A 21,320-nucleotide genomic window follows, 5' to 3' on the forward strand; every position below is an offset into this window, starting at 1 on the left:
CTTCATGGTTCTTCAAAAAGTCGCTCATCATTTCCCCCGTGAAAGTGTAATAACTGTCAGCAGGGAGTTCGTCGTTACAACTCGGGAATAAAGTCGTTAGCATGAACGAGAGCAACACCGTACCCATAGATAAGATTGGTCTGATTTTATTTTTCATAACCTTAAATTTTAATATGCTAAAAATAAAAATTAGATTAATATAGTCCTAAATTTCTTTATACAAAGGTATAGAAATAAACATCTCTAAAGTAGGATTATGTTATTCAGAAATTGGATAATAAATGCAAGAATTGGGAAGGGGAATCAGAGGGACTTCTTTCCCATACGCTCCTCTCTAAGAGTTTTGCAAAACAGTCTTTCATTTTTCAGGGTGTATGATAAATGTTTGTTATATAGTGTGTTGTGGACTGAATGAGGCTTTAGGTATCTTTCAGCTTTCTTTCATTGCAGAAAGCGGTGAAAAGTTCTGCGCCAAACGTTTTTTCAATCTCAGCCGAATGATTTTCCGTTCTGCGCCAAACTAAATGAAACATGGCTAGAAGGTACCTGAAACATCTTTCAGCTCGTAAATGTTAGATTATGAGTGTCTTACTACGAATCCTGAAAGATGAAGGAACTTTTTGGTAAATTCCTGTGTAGGGGGGATGTATATAGCCTGTAAGGGGGGATATGTTCCATTGATGACTTGCTGTTTCCCAAAATGGAGTTAAGGGCTGTGCCCGGACCAAACGGAAGCCGCACACTTGCGATAATGAATCTCAAAGGTGTGCGGCGTTTCGTTGTTTGAAAATTTTTACAATTTGATGGTTTGTGCTTTTCCGTTGTAACGTACGGAGCGACTGAATTGGGGCGGCTCTTTGTCACCCGAAGGGGATTGGCGGTTCACTACGAGGATACGGAAGTTGCGTTTCTTTAGCATGCCTTTGTAGTCGCCTTTGCGTTCCCCGATGGTCAATGTGCGTGCAGCATCGTCCCAATGGAAGCGTATTTGGCTGAAAGCCCCTTTCTCGTAATTGTAGTTGTCGCCTTCGTCTTCATAGAGCGTGAAGTCGGCATCGGCTCCCGGATAGACACGGATTTCCAAATTGTCCCACTTCTTTTCTGACGTATATTGCACGGCGGGTCCGAAAGGCAGGATGGAACCGGCTTTCACGTACACCGGCATGATGTCGATGGGGCAGGGCATGGAGACCGTTTGTCCGCCACTGTGCATTTCGTTGGTCCAGAAGTTATACCATTTTGCGCCTTGCGGCAGGTAGACTTCCACGTTCTTTACGGCTTTGGCCACATCCGGTACGGACGTGAATCCTTTGTGTGCGCCTTTGTCGTAATACGTATAGAGAGAGTCGGTGACGGGCATGACTAGCAGGTTACGGCCGAACATGTATTCGTTGTCTACGCGGATGGCCTTCTTATCGCGGGGGAAGTCCATGACGAACGGGCGCATGATGCTGCCGCTGGCTTGGGTTGCTTCGCCACAGAGGCTATATATATAAGGTAAGAGGCGATAGCGCAGTTCTATGAATTTTTTCTGTGCGTCGTAGGCCCAGTAACCTTCTTCTCCGAACTTATAAATCTCGCTTTCCATGGGAGAGGAACAGTGGTTGCGCATGATAGGCATGAAGCAGCCCCATTGCATCCAACGCACTTGCAGTTCTTGCATGGCAACGTCTTTCCAATTGTTATTGTATTCCCACCCGAAGAAGCCACCGATGTCTGTGTTCCAATAAGGTATGCCGCAGAGCGAGTAGTTCAGCCCGCCTGCAATCTGCTTGCGCATGACGTCCCATTGCGAAGAGATGTCGCCGCTCCAACAGAAAGAACCGTAGCGTTGTTGCCCGAAATAGGAAGAACGCGTCATGAGGAACAAGCGTTTGCTGTCCGATACGGCACGTTGGTGCTCATACACGCCTTGGTTACTCAAGAGGGGAAATGCGTTGTGCACGCTGCGGAAAGTGCCGTCTGCCGTGGGTAGGCTGAATTCCCTTTCGCCCATGTCGAAACGGTCCGGTTCTGTAGAATCAGTCCACCAGGCATCTATGCCCAGGTCATAAAGGTTTTTCAGGTAACGCCAATAGAGGTCGCGTGCCTTGGGGTTGAATGGGTCGTAAGGGTGCACGCCGGCATTGCGTGGCCAAGTCTCGAATTTCAGCAATGCGTTCATCGCATCCAATTCCTTGTATTGGTCTGTCCAAGGTCCGAAACTGGCCCATACGGAAATCATCAGGTGGGCATTGTTTTTGTGCACGTATTCCACCATTTCTTTCGGAGTCTTGATGCGTGGTTCCGGGTATTTGGCATTAGGGTCTTCACCATTCGGCAAGTATTTCATCCATGCTTCGTCGCCCATTTTGTTGATGTAACGCGGATTCATGAACTTCATGGCATTCCAGTTGGAGTCGCATCCCCAATATTGCCAGTCTTGCACGATGCCGTCCAATGGTACGCCGAGTTCACGGTGTTTGTCCAACACTTCGCAGAGTTCATCCGGGCTTTTGTAGCGTTCACGGCATTGCCAGTACCCCATAGTCCAAAGCGGAAGCATGGTGGCTTGGCCGGTGAGATCGCGTATGCCGGCAATGACACCGTCTTGTGTACCGTCTTTATAAATAAAGTAATAGTCGCTCATGTAGCCCACCTCGCTGTTGAAACTTGTTTCTTGAGGGGTGTCGGAGAACACAGTGGGAGACGGGTTGTCCCAATAGATGCCGTAACCTTTTTCTGAAGTGATGTAAGGGATGCACACTCGGGTGTTTTCGTTACGCAACGTCAATTCCTGGTCGCGTTGGTTCAGTTTGCCGGTTTGTTGCTGCCCAAGGCCATATAAAGTTTCATCGGGGCTCATCATGAACCGTTGGCTGACGCGGTAACTGTCATACGGCCCGTCTTTGCACGGAATGAAGTTTGTGCCGAATTCTTTTTCCTGCACTAATAAATTGCCTTGGACATCCTTGAAAGTGATTTTTCCCGAATTCTTGTCCATGACGACTTCCATATTCCCCGTCTTTATGGACAGATTGCCTTCTTGTTCCGTGTAGGACAGGTTTACGTCTTCCGGGGTTTTGATGACGGGATAACTTTTTTTGTCCGGGAGGTGACGGGAAGGATACTTGATGACACGTACGATGTCGTCGGAGTAAAAACGTATTTCTTCCGTAACGTTTTGGGTGCGGATAAAATTCTTGGCTCCGTCCTGAGTCCGTTCTACGTCTTGGGCATGCAAGCCAGTCACGCAAGCTATGCCGCAAATTACTAATAAGGTTTTTCTCATGTTTGGTAAACTTTTAAGTTTAATGTTGACGGGGCAAAGTTATGCCGAAACAAGCAGAACTTGGTACCAACTATGTTGAAACATGTGGTAATTATGTTGATTCTTGCTCTTTTTCTATGTATTCTGAGGGTTTGCAGCCGAATTCTTCCTGAAAGCACTTGCTCATATAACTGGCTGAACTGAATCCCACTTGTTCCGCTATTTCCGCCATGTTCATTCCGCCTTTTCTGATGAGATCGGCAGCCCGTCTCAGACGTATGCTCCGGATAAACAGGCTGGGCGATTTGTCTATTAAAGTATTTAACTTTTTATACAATCCGCTACGTTCCATACATAAGTCCTTGCTAAGTTGTTCCACTGTATACCCTGGAGTGTTTAGATGGGCTTCTACCAACTCTACAGCTTTATTTAAGAAATCACTATCTGTGGAATTGATGGGTGGCTCTTCTTTTTCTTGGGGGGGGCAAGCACGTGTAGTGGCTATTGAAACTTGCTGTTCATAGTTATCGCATCGTTCAATAAGGTGTTGGATACGTAGAAGTAGAATGTCTTCTTTGTGGCGACGTAGGATACGGCGTTTGGTTTGGCGTACATATAAGCGTATTCCGGTAACTGCCAGAAATAGGAGCAGGAAAATGTAGGTCGCGTATGCCCAACGACTAAGCCACCACGGGGCGTGAATTATGAATGTAATCTCTGTGACAGGACCGTTCCAAATACGGGATTGTGTGGATGCCATAACTTCCAGACGGTAGTTTCCTGGAGGAAGAAGGGAAAATGCCAAATGCAAGTTGCCTTTGTGGTCTATAATACCGCCGTTTGATTGTGGGTGGACTACATGCCATGTGGAATCTCCACTGTGGATGAGACGGTAACGATAATATGTGTGAGTGGGCCAGGCATAGTTCAGGGAGGAGAAGTCGAAGCCGATGTGGTTCTGCCGGTAATTGAACTCGAAATGCTTGACGTAGGGAGGGGCTTGCGGAAGAAGAGAAATAGAGTTTATGGAATCAGAGGGGGTGATGTGTATTGGTTCTCCGTACAAAGACAAACCGATAAGGAGAGGGGAAAAGTCCTTATGGGGAATTTCCACGCTGTCAGGATGGAATAACGTCCAACCGTCCACACCTCCCATTAGTATACGACCATCCGGTAAGGTTTGTACTTCTTGGTTACGGTATTCTCCTTTGAGCGTGCCGTCTTCGTAACGGTAGTTGGTAAACCATGCCGAATCTACTTTTTCGTTGATAGACATACGGGAAATACCGTCGCTGGTGGAAACCCATATTTGCCCGTGTGCATCTTCTGTAATGGCATGGATGAAATTGTTTGGCAATCCGTCTTCTGTATAGAAGGTACGGAAGCCAGTTTGACAGGGGAGGAATAGGCGTAACCCGTCTGGGGTGCCGGCCCATGTGCGTCCTTTCCGGTCGGTATATACGTCATTATAAGATTGTCCTTGGAATATAGTCGGATGTTTGTAGGGGATTCCGTTTTCTCCTTTGGTATGGGGAGCGAGAGGTAATTCTTCAAATGTGGGGGTGGAAATGAATTTGAAGCGCTCGGGGTGCGTATAGAGTATGCCTCGGTTTCCTGTACCTAACCAAATACCTTGTTGACGGTCTTGGTAGATGGTATTGAGGTCGGTTTGTAATTGTTTACCGTCGGTTGTGCGCAAGCTGGATTGGAAACGGGCTTTGCCCTTCGGTAGGCTTATCGACCAAATGCCATTCAGGCTGCTGATATAAGCTATGTCGTGGGAGGGGACAATTAGCGTATGCAAGGGACTGTGGGTTTCTAATAATAGTCTCCAGGTACGTGATTGGGGGGAAAAGACAAATAAGCCGGACTTCTTGCCGCTCCGGACCTGGTAAAAATTTCCATCAGGTCCTTTGACAACGAGTGAAGTGCGGCTGTAATTTGTACGTTCGTTCTCAGGATAAGCCGCTTTACGATAAAGCGGTTTACCTTGGTTTTGTGAATAACATATTACTTCGCCGAAGCTGAAAAACAAGTAAATTCGATCGTTTGAAACCTCAACGTCTTGCAGTTCTCCGGCATCTTTCGGGAGAAGGAGATAACGTTTCTTTTTAGCTTCCCAGATGCCTTTGGGCGTGACCAGCCACAGGTCTTTTTCAGAGTCTACGAATAAGTCGGTCACTTTTTCCCGTATACCTGTTTCGAGGAATACTGTCTCGGGATTTTTGAGGTATTGTTCATGTCGTAGGTCAAGACACCATACTTTGCCGTATTCTTTGACCCAAAGCCTGTCGTGATGGCCTACATATACATGGTAATGCCCGTGATAATCCTTGATGGCATATACATCGGAGTCGTTCCGGTGGATGTAATGGAATCGCATGCCATCATATAGGTTGATATTGCCTAAAGTGGTGAAAACCATTCGTCCGTCCGGTAATTGCAGGATATGTTGCACTTGATTGTCGCTTAGGCCGTCTGAGGCATCCAGGCGGCTGAAGGTATAAGGCATTGCCATCATGGACAGATGCACGGACAAGCAGACGAGTAAGATGGAATAATGGAATATATGTTTCATGATTTTCAGATATTGATTTTCACTACGCCACCGTAGGATGTCAGATGTTTGAAACCGTCTTCCAACGGGATGGTACCGGCATACACTTGGGCACAAATCAGTACTCCGCCGTGGGCGAAGACAGCTACACGCCGGTAGTCTTTCTTACGCAGTTCGTTCAGAAAGGCTGCTACACGGGCGTAAAGGTCGCGGAACGATTCCCCGCCTGTGGTCGGTTGGTTCAGGAAATCGTCGTACCAAAGTTGTAACCGTTCGTCGATGATGTCGTCGAAACGTTGCATCTCCCAGTCGCCCATATTCATTTCTTTCAGCCGTCCGTCCCGTTCAGCATCGGGATAACCGCAGAATGCGGCCAATTTGGCCGCGCGGCTGAGCGGACTGGTGTACACGTGGTCGAAAGTGAGGCCGCCCAACCGCAGCCGGGTGGCAGTGGCTTCGCGCCGGAATGTGGCACGGAGGGGAACGTCCGTAAAACCGTAGCAAGTGCCGCGTGGGACATCTACTGAGGTATGTCGGGCTAAATAGATTTCCATGACGGGATTATATAAAATGGTAAAGTATGACAATAGATAAATAGAAACTCAACTCACAGAGCAAAACCAAGGCACCGCAACAGTCGCCCGTATAACCTTGCAACCGGCGTTTCATCCAGCCGGTGAGCAAAAGTTCCGTTACCGGAGGAACCAGAAAAGCCCAAAGAGGGAAAGCGGTCGGGCCGGACAGGAGCCACGCTACGCATGGGACAAGGGCGAGCAGACAACGGAATACGTGGCCTGCGGCTGCTTGCTTATTCCAGACTGAGTAAACGACACCCGTTTTGGCTTGTTCCGCCGTCCGGGCGTAGGGCAGTTGCAGGATGATGAAACTGCTGCATGCTTTGGCATACACGTCGGCTGTGAAGATAATGGCCGGAGCCACATAAAGCGGCAGGGCTGAGATCAGACTGATTAGCAGTCCGATGTAGAAGACCAGTCCCAGGACACCATACGTACCAATATGGGAATCCTTCATGATGGCCAATGTACGTTCGCGCGTGGTTCCTCCGCCGAATCCGTCGCAGAAGTCGGCCAATCCGTCTTCATGCAAGGCACCGGTAAGCCACAGGCGTGTGCCTATCGCCGCCAAAGCTGCTGTTGCGATCGGTAGAATCCCTGAAACAAGCCAGAAAACGAGGGCGGCCGTACCTCCCGTGAGCCAGCCTGCGAACGGCCAGTAGTCCACCACGTGTTTGAAACACTCGGCGTCCACTTGCCGGATGCGCCAGAAAGGCAGGCGCGTGAAGAACATCAGTGAGGCCCATAGTCGGTCTGTCATAGCGGGATGCGGGATTAAAAATATTTGGTAATATGAGCGTTTTCGAAGTTGTTCATTTCGTTGAGCATGCGGACGGCGGATTGCAAGAGCGGATAAGCGCACAAGGCGCCTGTACCTTCACCGAGGCGCAGTCCTATTTGGAGCAGTCCGCGGGCATGCAAGGCTTCGAGCATCCGCCGGTGTCCGGCCTCGTCGCCTTCGTGGCAGAACACGGCATAGTGGCGTATGGCCGGATAAAGCCGTGAGGCCATCAGCATGCAGGCCGTCATGATGAAACCGTCTACCAGAATCACCATGCCCAGTTCGGCGGCACGCAGCATCGCACCGATAGCCGCCGTCATTTCGAAGCCGCTGAACCAACGGAGCACTTCCGTGGCGTATCGGGTCGAACGGACATCGGCATCTTGCAGGTCGGGATGGTGGTCGCGGAAACGCTGTACCGCGCTTTGCAGGATCTCGTATTTGTGACGGATACCGGTATTGTTCAGTCCGGCTCCTGCCCCCACGCACATTTCCAACGGCGTGCCGGTCAGTAAGTGCATCCAAATGGAAGAAGGAGAGGTGTTGCCAATTCCCATTTCGCCTATGCTGACGACGTTGCAGCCCCGTTTGTGGCATTCTGTCACCATGCGGGCACCGGTTTCTATACATTGGTCCGTTTCCTCTTCCGTCATGGCCGCTTCGTGAAGGAAGTTCCGTGTACCGCGTGCTACTTTACAGTCGATGATACCGGGATAGGAATGCAAATCGTAGTCCACCCCCATATCTATCAGGAACAGTTCGAAACCGTGCTGGCGGCAGAACAGGTTCACCCCGCCTCCTCCCCGGCTGAAATTAATCATCTGTTGCCAGGTGATTTCGCGAGGGGATATGCTGACTCCTTCGCGTTCGATTCCATGGTCGGCACCGAACAAAAGGTGACACGGATGACGCAATTCCGGTGAGAGCGTGTGTTGTATCAGACCGATTTGCAGGGCCAATTCTTCCAACCGTCCCATCGACCCCTTCGGCTTGTTCAGGTTGTCTATTTTGTTTTGCAGGACAGGACGTAAAGCCTCGTCCGGAGTCGTAATTCGGAATGTTTTCATGTTCATTTGATTTTCATAGGAATGCCGCTCACCATCAGATAGACCTCATCGGCCTGGGACGCTACGAATTGGTTAGTCCAGCCCAACAAGTCGGTAAAGCGGCGTTGCACTTCGTTAGTCGATACGCCGCCCATCCCGATTTCGTTGGTTACGAATATAAAAGTCGCCTTTTGCGAAGTGAATCGCAGGAATTCTTCTTTCACGGTTTGCAGCGTCTCCTCTACTTGCCGGATTCCGGCTTGAGCCTGTCGGCTTTCCACGGTGTCGGAGGGATTCGGGACAGGAGAGCTCTGTTGCGGCGTATAGTCGAAAAAGAAATTCGTGGTCCATAGCGTGACACAATCCACCAGTACCGTCCGTCCCGTCAGGTCGTGACGGCTCAGGTATTTTTCTTCCTCGATGTTGGTCCATTGCGCTCCTCGCCGTTCACGGTGGATGCGTACGCGTTGGCGGAACTCCTCGTCCCAGATACGTGCCGTGGCCATGTAAACAGGTTGTTCGGACAGTCGCAGTGCCAATTGTTCGGCATACACGCTTTTACCGGAGCGTTCTCCCCCTGTAATCAGAATAATTCTTTTCATGTTCGCAAAGATAGCCATTTATTTTCCTTTTCATGTCCGTGTTTGTTATAAATCGTTTCCTTGTTTAAAAAAAGCCCAACCGTATGTCCGGATCTGTACAATGGAAAGTTGGACATACGATTGGACTTTAGGTTTTCAGGGGTTTTTATTTGATGTTTTCCCGGATACGTGTCAGGTAGCGGTTCAGTCCTTCTTCGTCGCGCTCGTCGATGATGTGGATGAGGTTTTTCAACTCTTCACGAATGCGCTCCACATGACTTTTGGTACGCGGGTTGAAAAGGATTTCCCGAAGGAGGCAGTCGTCTTCGCTCAGCACGCCCTGAGCTATTTTCAGATGGCGTTTGAATGTCGTGCCCGGTGCATCCTGATGTTTCATCACCGCAGCAAAGGTGAAAGTCGACACGAAAGGAATACTGAGCGAGTAGGCCATGGTCTCGTCGTGTTCCTCGAACGAATATTCGCAGACATGTAATCCGAGTCGACTGTATAAGTCACGGAAAAAAATGCGCCCCATATAGTCGCCTTCGTTGATGACGATGGCGTTCTCGTGGTTCAGGCTCCCCAGATTGGCAAACGTGGGACCGAACATCGGGTGTGTGCTGACATAACGCATACCTGCACCTTCATAAAACTCCTTGAATCCCGTTTTGACGGACGAGATATCGCTCAGGATACAGTCTTGAGGCAGGTGGGGAATCACTTGCCGGAAGACATCCAGTGTATATTTCAGCGTCACGGCATTGATGACCAGTTCGGGGCGGAATGCGTCTATTTCGTCCATCGAGGTGAAGCGTTGCGTATTGTACATGAACCGCAGTCGTTTGGCGTCGATGTCATATACTGCCGTCTCATGGTCGAAACTCAGCAAGTCCACGAAGAATGAGCCCATTTTTCCGGCTCCTAAGATGAGTATTCTCATGATGTTTGTTCTTTCTGTCCGTGCTTACTTATTAATGATGTCCATTTGTTGACGCACGCTTTCCTCGTGGATGGCTTCATAGATTTTTTTCACGAACTCGGCATCCATGCCGCATAACACTCCTTGCGCTCCTCGTTTGTCGAGAATCTCGGAGTAGCGTCCGGTTTGCACGACAGCCATGTCATGCTCCTTTTTGTAAGTCGCGATTTCACGGCTCACACGCATCCTGCGGGTCAGCAAGTTCATCAACTCGTTGTCCAGCTCGTCTATCTGTTTGCGCAGGGCCGACAGGCTTTCTGTCATTTCCACGTTCTCGCGTATCACCAGACGGTCGAGTATGAAGTCGAGCACATCGGGCATGACTTGTTGTTTGGCGTCGCTCCATGCACAATCCGGGTTACAGTGGCTCTCTACTATCAATCCGCTGAATCCCATGTCCATGGCCTGTTGGCAGAGCGGGGCAATCAGGTCGCGGCGTCCGCCGATGTGGCTCGGGTCGCAGATGACGGGCAAGTTGGGGAAACGGCGATGCAGTTCGATGGGGATGTGCCACATGGGAGCGTTGCGGTAGATTTTCTGGTCGATGCTGGAGAATCCGCGGTGGATGGCTCCCAGGCGTGTGATGCCCGCTCCGTTGATGCGCTCCAAAGCACCGATCCAGAGTTCGATGTCGGGATTCACCGGGTTTTTGACTAGAACTGGGATGTCCACACCTTTCAGAGAGTCGGCCAGTTCCTGCATGGCGAAAGGATTGGCCGTAGTGCGTGCTCCGACCCAAAGCAAATCCACTCCGGCTTTGAGAGACGCTTCCACATGCTTGGGCATAGCCACTTCGGTGGATACCAGCATGCCGGTTTCTTCCTTGACGCGTTGCAGCCAGGGTAATGCGGCCTCGCCCATACCTTCGAATCCTCCCGGCTTGGTACGCGGTTTCCACACACCGGCACGGAATATCTTGAATCCTTTTTCGGCCAGTTGCCGGGCGGTGGTCATGACTTGTTCCTCGGTTTCGGCACTACAGGGGCCGGCGATGACGAGTGGTCGCTTGTTTTCGTTTATTCCCGGAAGGTTCAGGGAAGTTAATCGTAAATCGTCCATATCGTTATATTTTTAATTCTATGCTTGTTGGTGTTTAAAATACTTTTCGGATGCGTTCCAGTGCTTCGGCTATTTTTTCTTTTTTGGCGCAAAGCGAAATCCGGATATATCGGCTGCCGTTACTGCCGAAGATAAATCCCGGCGTAATGAAGACCCGTGCTTCGTGCAGAATCTTCTCCGTAAGTTGTTCCACGTTGTCGCAACTTTCCGGGATGCGTCCCCAAAGGAACATGCCCACTTGCGTCGGGTCGAAAGTGCAGCCCAGCGTGTACATGATTTCTTCGGCCAGTGCCCGTCGTTCGGCATACACATGTATGTTGGCCTCTTCGTGCCATTGGGCGTCGTTCCGGTAAGCGGCGGCGGCGGCGAGCTGCATCGGGCGGAAGGTTCCCGAGTCGATATTGCTTTTCACTTTGAGAATCCATTTCACGAATTCCGCGTTTGTGGCCAACATGCCCACACGCCAACCCGGCATGTTGTGGCTCTTGCTCATAGAGTTGAACTCGATGCAACAGCGTTTGGCACCGGGGACTTGCAAGATACTGAGGCGTTCGTGGTTCAGGATGAAGCTGTATGGGTTGTCGTTCACAATGACAAGGTTGTGGCGCAAGGCGAAATCTACCAATTTTTCGTACGTCTCGCGTCGGGCGTTGGCACCCGTCGGCATGTTGGGATAGTTGGTCCACATGATTTTCACGCCCGTCAGGTCCATTTCTTCCAAGGCTTTGAAGTCGGGTTGCCAGCCGTTTTCGGGCAGCAAGTCATAATAGGTGATTCGTTGGCCGAGGATTTTGCTGAGTGACGTATAAGTAGGATATCCCGGATTGGGCACCAGTACGCGGTCGCCCGGATTGGCCAAGGCTAGCGTGACGTGGAGGATGCCTTCCTTGGAGCCGATAAGCGGCTGTATTTCGCAGGCCGGATCCAAGTCCACGTCGTACCACCGTTTGTAGAACTCTGCCATCGCCCGGCGCAGTTCGGGAATACCCGTCGTGGGTTGGTAGCCGTGTGCATCGGCATGCCGTGCTTCTTCGCACAGCGTTTCTATGGTTTGAGGTGAGGGCGGCATGTCCGGGCTTCCGATAGCCAGGCTGATGATGTCCTTGCCTTCGGCGTTCATGCGTGCCACCTCTTTGAGTTTTACTGAAAAATAGTATTCCTGTACGGAACTCAGCCGTTCGGCCGGCTGTATGCGGAAATTATATAGTTTGTCTTCCATCTTGATATTCTCCTAATATTTTGAGTTCTTTGGTCAGTGGGGTAATGGCATCGATGCTTTGTGAATAGCGGGTATAATCATCGAAGCCCAAGTCTACGTAAAACATATATTGCCACTCTTTTCCCACGAGGGGGAGGGATTGTATTTTGGTCAGGTTCAATTTATAGAAAGAGAGAATGGACAGCACCTGCGAGAGCGAGCCTTCTTCGTGGGGAAGGGTGAATACCAGACTGGCTTTGTTGGTCTGACGGATATCGCGCAGCAGGTTGGCGCGTTGCGGTTGGCTGAATACCAGAAAACGGGTGAAATTGTGTTTGTTGGTCTCGATGCCTTCTTCCAATACTTTCATGCCGTACAGCGGGGCTGCGAATTTGGAACAGATGGCGGCTTGTCCGCGCAGTTGTTCCCGGCTGATGATTTCCGCCGAGCCGGCCGTGTCCTCACCTTCCACGACTTTCAGACGGGGATGCCGGGCCAGAAATTCGCGGCATTGCATCAGGGCTACCGGATGGGAATGTACCTCGGTGATGTCCTCCAGATTGTCGTCGGGGAGGCAGAGCAGGCTGTGGGAAATGCGCAGCTTATGCTCACCCACGATGGTAAGTCCGCTGTCGCAAAGTAATTCGTAATTGTGCAACAGGCTGCCCGCAATGGTATTTTCGATGGCAGCCATGCCGAGTATCGTACTGTCGTCCTTTACCGTGGCAAAGACTTCTTCAAACGTGGAGCAGCAGATAAGCTCGATGTCCTCGTTGTGGAAGAAGTAATGGGCTGCCATGTCGTGGTACGACCCTTTGATACCTTGGATTGCAATTCGTTTCATTGTTCTTGTTTTGTCGTTTTCACAAAAAAGTCCCGCTTCGGTGGGAAGCGGGACCTCATGTTTTATTGGGTTAGTATAATTTTCTGTTTGGTACACATACGAACTCCCGCTTCACTTTATGGCTAAAGTAAAAGTAAAAGAAGAAATAAAAATATGTGTTGAATAATTCTTTCATCTTCGTATTTCTGAATTTGTTGCAAAATTAGGGATTTTTTCATTCCCGGCAAATGTTTTCACCGCTTTTTTCCTCTTAAACGGGAAAAATGTGAAAGAATACCTGATTTTGATTACATTTAGAAACCGTAAGGGTTGCGGTTTTTGTATTGTTCGTTCATCTCTTGTTCTATGTTGCTGAACTGTCCTTCGAGGGCTTTGGCAGCTTCCGGCGAGGTCTCCAACGCTTTTTTCAGGTCGTCGGCCGCTCCGGCTTTGTCGTTGAGCATCAGTTTGATGCGTCCGCGTTCTTTGTATCCTTCGCTGAAGTCCGGCATGAGTTCTACGGCTTCGTCCAGTGTGGACAGTGCCCGGTCGAGCTGACGGTTGGCGGCGTATGCCGTGCTGAGCCCCACGTATGCTTCGCCCATCAGCGGGTTTTGCGTCTTTACCTTATTATAATAGGTGATGGCCGTGGGGGCATCCCCTTGTTGCAGCCGCAGTGCGGCCTTCAACATCACGGCTTCTTCGGATGCCGGTTGTGCCTTCTCGTCCTTGAGTAAGTGGTCGATGTCGGCCTCGGCCTCTGTCAGGCTACCCATGTCGCGGAGAATTTCAGCCCGCAACAGGTAAGCTTCCGTCAAATGTCCGTCCTGCACGATGGCCTGTGTCAATAGGGCCACGGCGTTCAGCTCGTCGTGCAAGGCATGTTTGGCTTGGGCCGAGCGGTAGAGCGCTCCGGCATGGCCGTTGTCGATTTGCAGGGCAGCCCGGCAGTCTTCGTCCATGCGCGTATAATCCTGCATCATTTCATCGGCACGGGCCATGGCCAACCGTACACCGATATGGTCCGGCAGTTCTTCGGCCAGTTTTGCCAAAATGCTCCGGGCTTCTTCAGCTTGTTTGTCGGAGAGCAAAGCTTCGGCCAGGTAACTCGCGGTTTCGGTATCGTTCCGGAGGGCGAGTGCTTCCCGGAAACAGCGTATGGCGTATTTGACCTCTCCCATTTTACGGGCGCGTACACCGTCATATTTCAGTACGTCGAATTCCCGTTCGCGGCGTTTTTCGGCTTTTTCTTCCGGAGATTCTTCCCGGCCGCCGAACAATGTTTTTAGAAATCCCATTTTATTCTTATTCTTTTATGCGCACAAATATAGTGAAAGGCGAGCGCAGAGACAAATGAAAACGCAGTTTTCTAATTTGGCTCTGCCGAGCCGCATCTTATTTTCATGGTCGTAAATATACTAAAATTGCTTAAAATAACGTACATTTGTACGATAAATCATGTTTAAGCGTTTATACTTTACTAAGTTTGCTTTTGGAAAAATAAATGGAATATGTGTGGAATTGTCGGATATATAGGTAAGAGAGAGGCTTACCCCATTTTGATAAAAGGACTTAAACGTCTGGAGTACCGTGGTTACGATAGCGCCGGTGTGGCTTTGATCAGCAATTCGGGTGATTTGAATGTGTATAAGGCGAAAGGCAAGGTCAGCGATTTGGAACGCTCGACGGAAGCAAAAGACGTGAGCGGGCATATCGGTATCGCCCATACGCGTTGGGCCACGCATGGTGAGCCGTGCGCCGAAAACGCCCATCCCCATTACTCGGCATCGGGCAATCTGGCGTTGATTCATAACGGTATCATCGAGAATTACGCCACGTTGAAGGAACGTTTGCAACAACGTGGCGTGAAGTTCCGCAGCCAGACGGACTCCGAGGTGTTGGTGCAACTCATCGAATATATCCAGGTGAGCAATGACCTGGACTTGTTGGGTGCCGTACAAGTGGCCCTACATGAGGTCATCGGTGCCTACGCCATCGCGATATTGGACAAAAGGCATCCCGAACAAATCATTGCCGCACGCAAGAGCAGTCCGTTGGTGGTGGGCATCGGGCGCGACAATGAGTTTTATCTGGCCTCGGATGCCACCCCTATTGTGGAATACACCGACAAGGTGGTGTATCTGGAAGACGGAGACATCGCCGTCATCCGTCCCGGAGACGAGCTGAAAGTGGTGGATATGGACAACACGCGCATGCACCCTACGGTGAAAACGGTGGACATCAACCTCGGCCAATTGGAAAAGGGAGGCTATCCGTATTTTATGCTCAAGGAGATTTTCGAACAGCCGGATTGCCTGCTTGATTGCATGCGCGGGCGTATCAATATAGATGCCGACAACGTGACGCTTTCGGCGGTCATCGACCATAAGGACAAGCTGTTGAGCGCGAGCCGTTTCATCATCGTGGCGTGCGGTACGTCGTGGCACGCGGGGCTTATCGGCCAACAGCTTATCGAGAATTATTGTCGTATTCCCGTGTACGTGGAATATGCGTCGGAGTTCCGCTACCGCAATCCTGTCATTTTGCCTACCGACGTAGTGATTGCCATATCGCAGTCCGGCGAGACGGCCGATACGTTGGCCGCCATCGAACTGGCACGCAAGCAAGGGGCTTTCGTGTTCGGTATCTGTAATTCCGTGGGGGCCTCCATCCCCCGGGCCACGCATACCGGGGCTTACATCCATGTGGGGCCGGAAATCGGCGTGGCTTCTACAAAGGCGTTCACGGGGCAGGTGACGGTGTTGGCCATGCTGACACTGGCTTTGGCCAAGGCACGCGGAACGATTTCCCAGGATGAATATGTCAAGATGGTGCGGGAACTGGTGGCCATACCCGAGAAAATGAAAGAGGCGTTGCAAGCAAACGAGCAGATTGCCCAAATGGCCAAGATTTTCACCTATGCACACAACTGCCTCTACCTGGGCCGCGGCTACTGTTATCCCGTAGCACTCGAGGGAGCCTTGAAGTTGAAGGAAATTTCCTATATCCATGCCGAAGGGTATCCGGCGGCAGAGATGAAGCACGGCCCCATTGCGCTCATTGATTCGGAGATGCCGGTGTTTGTCATCGCCACACGTAACGGGATGTACGAAAAGCTCATCAGCAATATCCAGGAGGTAAAAGCCCGTCAGGGACGTGTCATTGCGCTCGTGACGAAAGGCGACACGAAGATACGGGAGTTGGCCGACGAGGTGATCGAGTTGCCCGAGACGATGGAATGCTTCGACCCCTTGGTGGTGTCCGTTCCTTTGCAGTTGTTGGCTTATCACATCGCCGTGTGCAAAGGTAAGGATGTGGACCAGCCTCGCAATCTGGCCAAGTCGGTGACGGTGGAGTAATCGTATTCCGGCTTTTCCCGTTTCCGAGCCTTTTCGGGAGAAACTTATATACAAAAATCAATCTGCGCCAAACGTTTTTTCAATCTCCTTTGATTGATTTACCGTTTGGCGCAGAACGTTTCATCATTCTCCGCAGATTGATTTTGAGGATTCAAGTGCTTGAAAATCAGGTTGGTTTTTGTTTTTCTGAATCTTTACGTTTTTTCCGCCTTGGGCAGGCGTTTACGGCTTGTTCTTCGCGCGGAAAGCCATGTTTTTCCGATATAAATCCCTTTATGCCCGTCGGTGAACTGTGTTGGGCGCGTACACATCGTTAATTTTTGTTCTTCTGTTTGCAAAAACGACAGACTTTTACGAACTTTAATGTGAAACCGGATGGCATTTCCCCGTGGTAGAAGGCAAGGAAATGCGGAAGCGGTTCTTTAAAAATAATCACAACCTAAAAAACTTAATTTACAGTTTGAAACATGAAGAGGAAAAGCTTATTGTCAATGTTGTGGCTATGCCTGTGGACTTTTGCGGGCAGCGGGCAGGCTAAAAGTGTGTCCACACGCATTAATTTGGGGGAGACTCCATGGAAATTTACGAAAGTGGTGCGTCAGGAAATCAATTTGGCGAAGGATGCGCAGGTATTTCTTGACGGAAAGGCCGTTTCTGTGGTTCACGACGGCGACGTCCACTCGGAATGGAAGCCGGCGAATGCCCCGGAAGGAGGTTTTTGGACTGTGGACTTGGGTAAAGCCGTCCGCCTGTCTTCCGTGAAATTGTGGTTCGACACAGACCGGACGAGATTTGCGGAAGTCAAGTTGGAAGTATCTGCCGACGGCAGCAACTGGCAAACCCTTTCGGAAGGCAAAAAGCTCTGTGTGCTTCATAAAGAGGGCGACTTCACGACTGTGGGGCATACCGGAACGGTGGGGTACACCGAGACGGTGACGGCTACTTATCTGGATTTGTCGTTCAAGGCCACGGCCCGCTATGTGCGTTTCTCCGGACTGAAGTGCAAGGCCGAACAGGGGCAGGACGTGCCTGTGACGTTGAGCGAGGTGGAAGTGAATCCCGAAACAGAGCAGGATCAAGGGCAGGCCGAGGCCATGGCTTCGCTTTCATTCGACGATACCGGATGGCAGACGGTAGGGATTCCCCATTGCTACAATGAGCAGGACACCTACCTGAATGCCAGCACGGGTGAACGTTGCTGGCGCGGAGAAGCGTGGTACCGTAAGAAAATAACCATAGACGGCAAAGACCGCGGCCGGATGTTCTTCTTGGAGTTCCAGGGAGTGAACATCGGGGCGGCGGTGTATGTGAACGGTACGCCGATAAGAAGCAATACGAAGGTGGAGCAGCCGGAAGCGGTGACCCATGTGGGAAGCGCGCTTCCTTTTGTGGTGGACATCACGCCTTACCTGCGTTATGGAGAAGAGAACCAGATAGCGGTAAGGGTGTCCAATGCCGAGGGTACGTTTTTCACTTGGCCCGGTTTCGGGACCAACGAAGGCTTCGGTCAGGCCATGGGAGGTATCGTCTGCCCCGTCTACCTGCACAAGAAGAACAAGGTGCACATTCCTTTCGATTCTTATTCTCCTATGGGCAAGTGGGGAACTTATTTCGGGACGGTGTCGGCTACCAAAGACAAAGCCGAAGTGCGTTTTCAGGTGAACGTGGAGAATGCGGGCACGGAGGCGTGCGACGTGGAACTGCGCACGTATTTGAAGGATGCGAAGGGCAAGACGGCCTTGGCTTTCAAGGACACCCGCCGTGCCGCAGGCGGCCAGACCGTTTTGTTCGACCGTACGGGAGTGGTGGAGCATCCCCATTTGTGGTATCCGATAGGGACTTCCGGTACACCTTATTTATATACGGTGGAGAATGAAGTTTACGTGGACGGACGACTGGTGGACAGGCAAAGCCGTCCGTGGGGCATCCGGCAAATCACGTGGGACGAGGATTTTTGCTATGTCAACGGTGAGAAATGTTTTTTGCGCGGCTTCGGTTACCGGAACAATTACCCGGGATTGGGGGCTGCCGTTCCTACGGCTTTCTGGTGGAACGATGTAGCCCGGATAGCCCGGTGCGGCGGTAATACGCTGCGTGTGGGGCACCAACCGCCTTTCCCTGAAGTGTTCGAGGCTTGCGACCGCTACGGCATCTTGTTGGTCGTCAACAGCGGCGACAATGAATGGGCGTTGAAGGACGAACCGGCCATTACCTATAAAAGGGAGTACGACCGCGATGTGATGGTGACTTATCGTAACAATCCGTGCGTGGTCATCTGGGAGTCGAATAATGGTTTGGCGTATGATGGGGAGAAATACCTGCCGTCTTATACGTTGGAGCAGGTGAAGAAATGGGATTACATCCAGCCGCGCCTCGTGCAGAACCGCGACGGTTATCCTCCGGAGTGGGACAAGGACGAACCGGTCGTGATAGGCTACACGAACCGTTATGAGAAGGTGGAAGGGAGCCCTTCGTGGAACACGGAAGTCTACGGGACGAACTGGTCGGGCTTGCCCAGTTGGTGCATCGCCCGTTTCGACTACGATAATGAAAAAGAGTTCTCGATGGACTATGTGGAGAACTATTTCGACAACATGGACAAACGCGCATGCGGATGGATCAACTGGATGTTGGCCGAGACGTACGGGGAGGGGTATACCATTTACCTCAACGGCATGCGCAACCAAAAGAGTCTCGGTTCGTGCGCCATGGACGGCAACCGCTTCCCGAAATTGCTGTACCGGATTTTCGAGAAAGCCGTTTGGGTGCCTTTCGACGAGCGTCCCGGTGTGGCCTTGCAGAGCCATTGGAACTTTCGGGGATTGCAGGACGTGGATGCGTGGAGCAACTGTCCTTATGTGGAACTCTTCGTCAACGGGGTATCCCGTGGGATTGTGGAACCGGAGGCACGGACGCGCCGCTGCACGTGGAAAGGCATCCTATGGGAGCCGGGTACGGTCAAGGCCGTGGGGCTGGACGAACGGAAACGTCCCGTTTGCGAGGATGAGATCGCCTCTGCCGGCGAGCCGTACGCTTTGGAAGTGGAAATCGAAGAACCGGCTCCCAAACCGGACGGGGAAAGATTTGAATTGAAAGCCAATGCTTCGGATGCTTTCGTCGCTACGGTGCGCGTGGTGGACAAGGAAGGGCGTTGGTGTCCTTTTGCCGACAACCAGTTGAGGTTTGAAGTGGAAGGCGAAGGGGTGTATAAAGGTTCTTACAATTTTTATGTCACGGAAGGAAAACCTTTGGAATACCATGCTCCGGGCGATACGGAGTTGCAGGCCGAAGGCGGTTTGATGCGCGTGGCGGTGCGAACGACATTTAATCCTGGAAAAATTACGGTTAAAGTCTCTTCAGACGGGTTGCGCTCCGGAGAAGCTTCCGTCCGGTCGAAGAAAATTTAAGCATAGCGCGTTCGGAAAGATGTAGCCTTCCGCTCCTGTTTGAAGGAGCAGAAGGCTTTTTTATGTTTAAATTGTGCAGGACAATGGAATATATTCTATATATTTGGGCAAAGAATGCAAGGTGTGAAATTTTTAAATGGAAAATATATGGCGAAAAGCGTAAAAGAGTATATCGAAGAAAATGAAGCCCGTTTTTTGGAAGAGTGGTTCAGTCTGATTCGCATTCCGAGTGTGAGTGCCGACCCGGCACGTAAGACAGATATGGTGGCTTGTGCCGAACGTTGGAAACATTTGCTGTTGGAGGCCGGAGCGGATGAAGCCCGGGTAATGCCTTCTTCCGGAAACCCTTTGGTGTATGCGGAAAAGCGTGTGGGCTTTGATGCGCCTACGGTTTTGATATACGGCCATTACGATGTGATGCCTGCCGAACCGTTGGATTTATGGAAAAGCGACCCTTTTGAGCCGGAAGTGCGTGACGGACATGTATTTGCCCGGGGAGCGGATGACGATAAAGGGCAGTCTATGATTCAACTGAAGGCTTTTGAATATATGGTGCGGGAAGGGCGTTTACGCCATAACGTCAAATTCATATTGGAAGGGGAGGAGGAAATCGGGTCTCCCAGCCTGAATGCTTTCCTGCAGGAACATCGTGAGCTGTTGGCCTGTGATGTGATTCTAGTGAGCGACACCAGCATGCTCGCGCCCGACCTTCCTTCGCTTACGACGGGACTGCGAGGATTGGCTTATTGGGAAATCGAGGTGACGGGGCCGAATCGTGATTTGCATTCCGGCCATTTCGGTGGGGCGGTAGCTAATCCTATTAATGTATTGTGCAGTTTGTTGGCTCGTATGACTGACGAAGACGGGCGTATCACAATACCGGGTTTTTATGATGAAGTGGAAGAACTGTCGGAGGAAGAACGTCGGATGCTGTCTGAAATTCCGTTTGATGAGGAACGTTATAAACAAGCTATCGGTGTACGTGCTTTGAAAGGAGAGAAAGGATACAGTACGATTGAGCGGAATAGTTGCCGTCCGTCGTTCGATGTGTGTGGCATTTGGGGCGGTTATACGGGAGAAGGTTCTAAGACCGTGTTGCCGTCTAAAGCCTATGCCAAAGTGTCCTGCCGTTTGGTTCCCCATCAGCAGCATGAGAAGATTTCCCGAATGTTTGTCGATTATATCGAATCCATAGCTCCGGACTACGTGCAGGTGAAAGTGACTCCTATGCACGGTGGCGAAGGCTATGTTTGTCCGATAACCTTGCCGGCTTACAAAGCTGCGGAAGAAGGTTTCACCAAGGCGTTTGGGCGAAAGCCGTTGGCTGTGCGCCGTGGTGGCAGTATCCCTATCATAAGTGATTTTGAAAAGATTTTGGGAACAAAGACTGTTTTGATGGGATTCGGTTTGGAGAGTAACGCTATTCATTCGCCTAATGAGAATTTTCCGTTGGATATGTTTCGGAAAGGTATCGAGGCTGTGGTGGAATTCCATGAATCCGTGACGCTTTGAACACGTGAGACGTAAGTCTGGACGATTCCATATATGGGTATGCGGGGGAAAGGACGCGATTCAAACGTCGGAATATAAATATAATAAGGTGTAAATTAATTCGGTTGATTTTTTTTCGATTTTTATTGGTGAAACACTTGGCTATTACGGTAAAAGTGTCTACCTTTGCACTCGCTTTCGGGAAGCAAGGCCT

General features: G+C 50.7%; 14 protein-coding genes. 3 read left to right on the forward strand and 11 right to left on the reverse strand.

Annotated elements, in window-relative coordinates; translation table 11 throughout:
- Positions 1-793 precede the first annotated feature (793 nt).
- The 11 genes from HMPREF9441_RS11645 to HMPREF9441_RS11695 form a co-directional block, all read right to left on the reverse strand.
- Positions 794-3,271: a glycoside hydrolase family 31 protein gene (locus HMPREF9441_RS11645; RefSeq protein WP_008621378.1), complete on the reverse strand. Its 2,478-nt coding sequence runs from the start codon at positions 3,269-3,271 to the stop codon at positions 794-796.
- 91 nt (positions 3,272-3,362) lie between these two features.
- Positions 3,363-5,828 carry a helix-turn-helix domain-containing protein gene (locus HMPREF9441_RS11650; protein ID WP_244949750.1) on the reverse strand — a complete coding sequence of 822 codons (2,466 nt, stop codon included), beginning with the start codon at positions 5,826-5,828 and terminating at the stop codon, positions 3,363-3,365.
- Positions 5,829-5,833: 5 nt separating this feature from the next.
- The gene (gene cobC, locus HMPREF9441_RS11655) at positions 5,834-6,361 is read right to left on the reverse strand and encodes an alpha-ribazole phosphatase (RefSeq protein WP_008621383.1); all 528 of its coding nucleotides are present in this window, start codon (positions 6,359-6,361) and stop codon (positions 5,834-5,836) included.
- 7 nt (positions 6,362-6,368) lie between these two features.
- Entirely contained in the window at positions 6,369-7,142 is a 774-nt protein-coding gene (gene cobS / locus HMPREF9441_RS11660) for an adenosylcobinamide-GDP ribazoletransferase (protein ID WP_008621385.1), read from the reverse strand.
- A 14-nt stretch (positions 7,143-7,156) separates the two neighbouring features.
- Entirely contained in the window at positions 7,157-8,230 is a 1,074-nt protein-coding gene (gene cobT, locus HMPREF9441_RS11665) for a nicotinate-nucleotide--dimethylbenzimidazole phosphoribosyltransferase (RefSeq protein WP_039865280.1), read from the reverse strand.
- Positions 8,231-8,232: 2 nt separating this feature from the next.
- Positions 8,233-8,811: a bifunctional adenosylcobinamide kinase/adenosylcobinamide-phosphate guanylyltransferase gene (gene cobU / locus HMPREF9441_RS11670; protein WP_172634949.1), complete on the reverse strand. Its 579-nt coding sequence runs from the start codon at positions 8,809-8,811 to the stop codon at positions 8,233-8,235.
- 145 nt (positions 8,812-8,956) lie between these two features.
- A complete protein-coding gene (locus tag HMPREF9441_RS11675; protein ID WP_008621390.1) occupies positions 8,957-9,730 on the reverse strand; it encodes a prephenate dehydrogenase in 774 nt (257 codons plus the stop codon).
- 24 nt (positions 9,731-9,754) lie between these two features.
- Positions 9,755-10,828 (reverse strand): bifunctional 3-deoxy-7-phosphoheptulonate synthase/chorismate mutase type II, encoded by a 1,074-nt coding sequence (locus tag HMPREF9441_RS11680; RefSeq protein ID WP_008621391.1) that lies wholly within the window; start codon positions 10,826-10,828, stop codon positions 9,755-9,757.
- Between the two features lie 34 nt (positions 10,829-10,862).
- Positions 10,863-12,047 carry a pyridoxal phosphate-dependent aminotransferase gene (locus HMPREF9441_RS11685; RefSeq protein ID WP_008621392.1) on the reverse strand — a complete coding sequence of 395 codons (1,185 nt, stop codon included), beginning with the start codon at positions 12,045-12,047 and terminating at the stop codon, positions 10,863-10,865.
- Positions 12,028-12,870 (reverse strand): prephenate dehydratase, encoded by an 843-nt coding sequence (locus tag HMPREF9441_RS11690; RefSeq protein WP_039865278.1) that lies wholly within the window; start codon positions 12,868-12,870, stop codon positions 12,028-12,030. The genes HMPREF9441_RS11685 and HMPREF9441_RS11690 overlap by 20 nt, the downstream gene beginning before the upstream one ends.
- A gap of 293 nt (positions 12,871-13,163) precedes the next feature.
- Entirely contained in the window at positions 13,164-14,147 is a 984-nt protein-coding gene (locus HMPREF9441_RS11695) for a tetratricopeptide repeat protein (protein WP_008621396.1), read from the reverse strand.
- A 213-nt stretch (positions 14,148-14,360) separates the two neighbouring features.
- On the opposite strand from HMPREF9441_RS11695, the gene glmS reads away from it, so the two are divergent.
- The 3 genes from glmS (at position 14,361) to HMPREF9441_RS11710 (ending at position 21,127) form a co-directional block, all read left to right on the forward strand.
- Positions 14,361-16,208: a glutamine--fructose-6-phosphate transaminase (isomerizing) gene (glmS, locus tag HMPREF9441_RS11700; RefSeq protein WP_008621397.1), complete on the forward strand. Its 1,848-nt coding sequence runs from the start codon at positions 14,361-14,363 to the stop codon at positions 16,206-16,208.
- Between the two features lie 467 nt (positions 16,209-16,675).
- On the forward strand, positions 16,676-19,615 hold the full coding sequence (locus tag HMPREF9441_RS11705) for a DUF4982 domain-containing protein (protein WP_008621401.1): 2,940 nt from the start codon (positions 16,676-16,678) through the stop codon (positions 19,613-19,615).
- Positions 19,616-19,762: 147 nt separating this feature from the next.
- Positions 19,763-21,127: a dipeptidase gene (locus tag HMPREF9441_RS11710; RefSeq protein WP_039865282.1), complete on the forward strand. Its 1,365-nt coding sequence runs from the start codon at positions 19,763-19,765 to the stop codon at positions 21,125-21,127.
- Positions 21,128-21,320 lie beyond the last annotated feature (193 nt).

The organism is Paraprevotella clara YIT 11840 (genome assembly GCF_000233955.1).
GTDB lineage: Bacteria > Bacteroidota > Bacteroidia > Bacteroidales > Bacteroidaceae > Paraprevotella > Paraprevotella clara.

Coding starts and splice junctions, on each gene's coding strand:
- HMPREF9441_RS11645 (WP_008621378.1), bottom strand. CDS start 3,271: ATGAGAAAAACCTTATTAGTAATTTGCGGCATAGCTTGCGTGACTGGC.
- HMPREF9441_RS11650 (WP_244949750.1), bottom strand. CDS start 5,828: ATGAAACATATATTCCATTATTCCATCTTACTCGTCTGCTTGTCCGTG.
- cobC (WP_008621383.1), bottom strand. CDS start 6,361: ATGGAAATCTATTTAGCCCGACATACCTCAGTAGATGTCCCACGCGGC.
- cobS (WP_008621385.1), bottom strand. CDS start 7,142: ATGACAGACCGACTATGGGCCTCACTGATGTTCTTCACGCGCCTGCCT.
- cobT (WP_039865280.1), bottom strand. CDS start 8,230: ATGAAAACATTCCGAATTACGACTCCGGACGAGGCTTTACGTCCTGTC.
- cobU (WP_172634949.1), bottom strand. CDS start 8,811: ATGAAAAGAATTATTCTGATTACAGGGGGAGAACGCTCCGGTAAAAGC.
- HMPREF9441_RS11675 (WP_008621390.1), bottom strand. CDS start 9,730: ATGAGAATACTCATCTTAGGAGCCGGAAAAATGGGCTCATTCTTCGTG.
- HMPREF9441_RS11680 (WP_008621391.1), bottom strand. CDS start 10,828: ATGGACGATTTACGATTAACTTCCCTGAACCTTCCGGGAATAAACGAA.
- HMPREF9441_RS11685 (WP_008621392.1), bottom strand. CDS start 12,047: ATGGAAGACAAACTATATAATTTCCGCATACAGCCGGCCGAACGGCTG.
- HMPREF9441_RS11690 (WP_039865278.1), bottom strand. CDS start 12,870: ATGAAACGAATTGCAATCCAAGGTATCAAAGGGTCGTACCACGACATG.
- HMPREF9441_RS11695 (WP_008621396.1), bottom strand. CDS start 14,147: ATGGGATTTCTAAAAACATTGTTCGGCGGCCGGGAAGAATCTCCGGAA.
- glmS (WP_008621397.1), top strand. CDS start 14,361: ATGTGTGGAATTGTCGGATATATAGGTAAGAGAGAGGCTTACCCCATT.
- HMPREF9441_RS11705 (WP_008621401.1), top strand. CDS start 16,676: ATGAAGAGGAAAAGCTTATTGTCAATGTTGTGGCTATGCCTGTGGACT.
- HMPREF9441_RS11710 (WP_039865282.1), top strand. CDS start 19,763: ATGGCGAAAAGCGTAAAAGAGTATATCGAAGAAAATGAAGCCCGTTTT.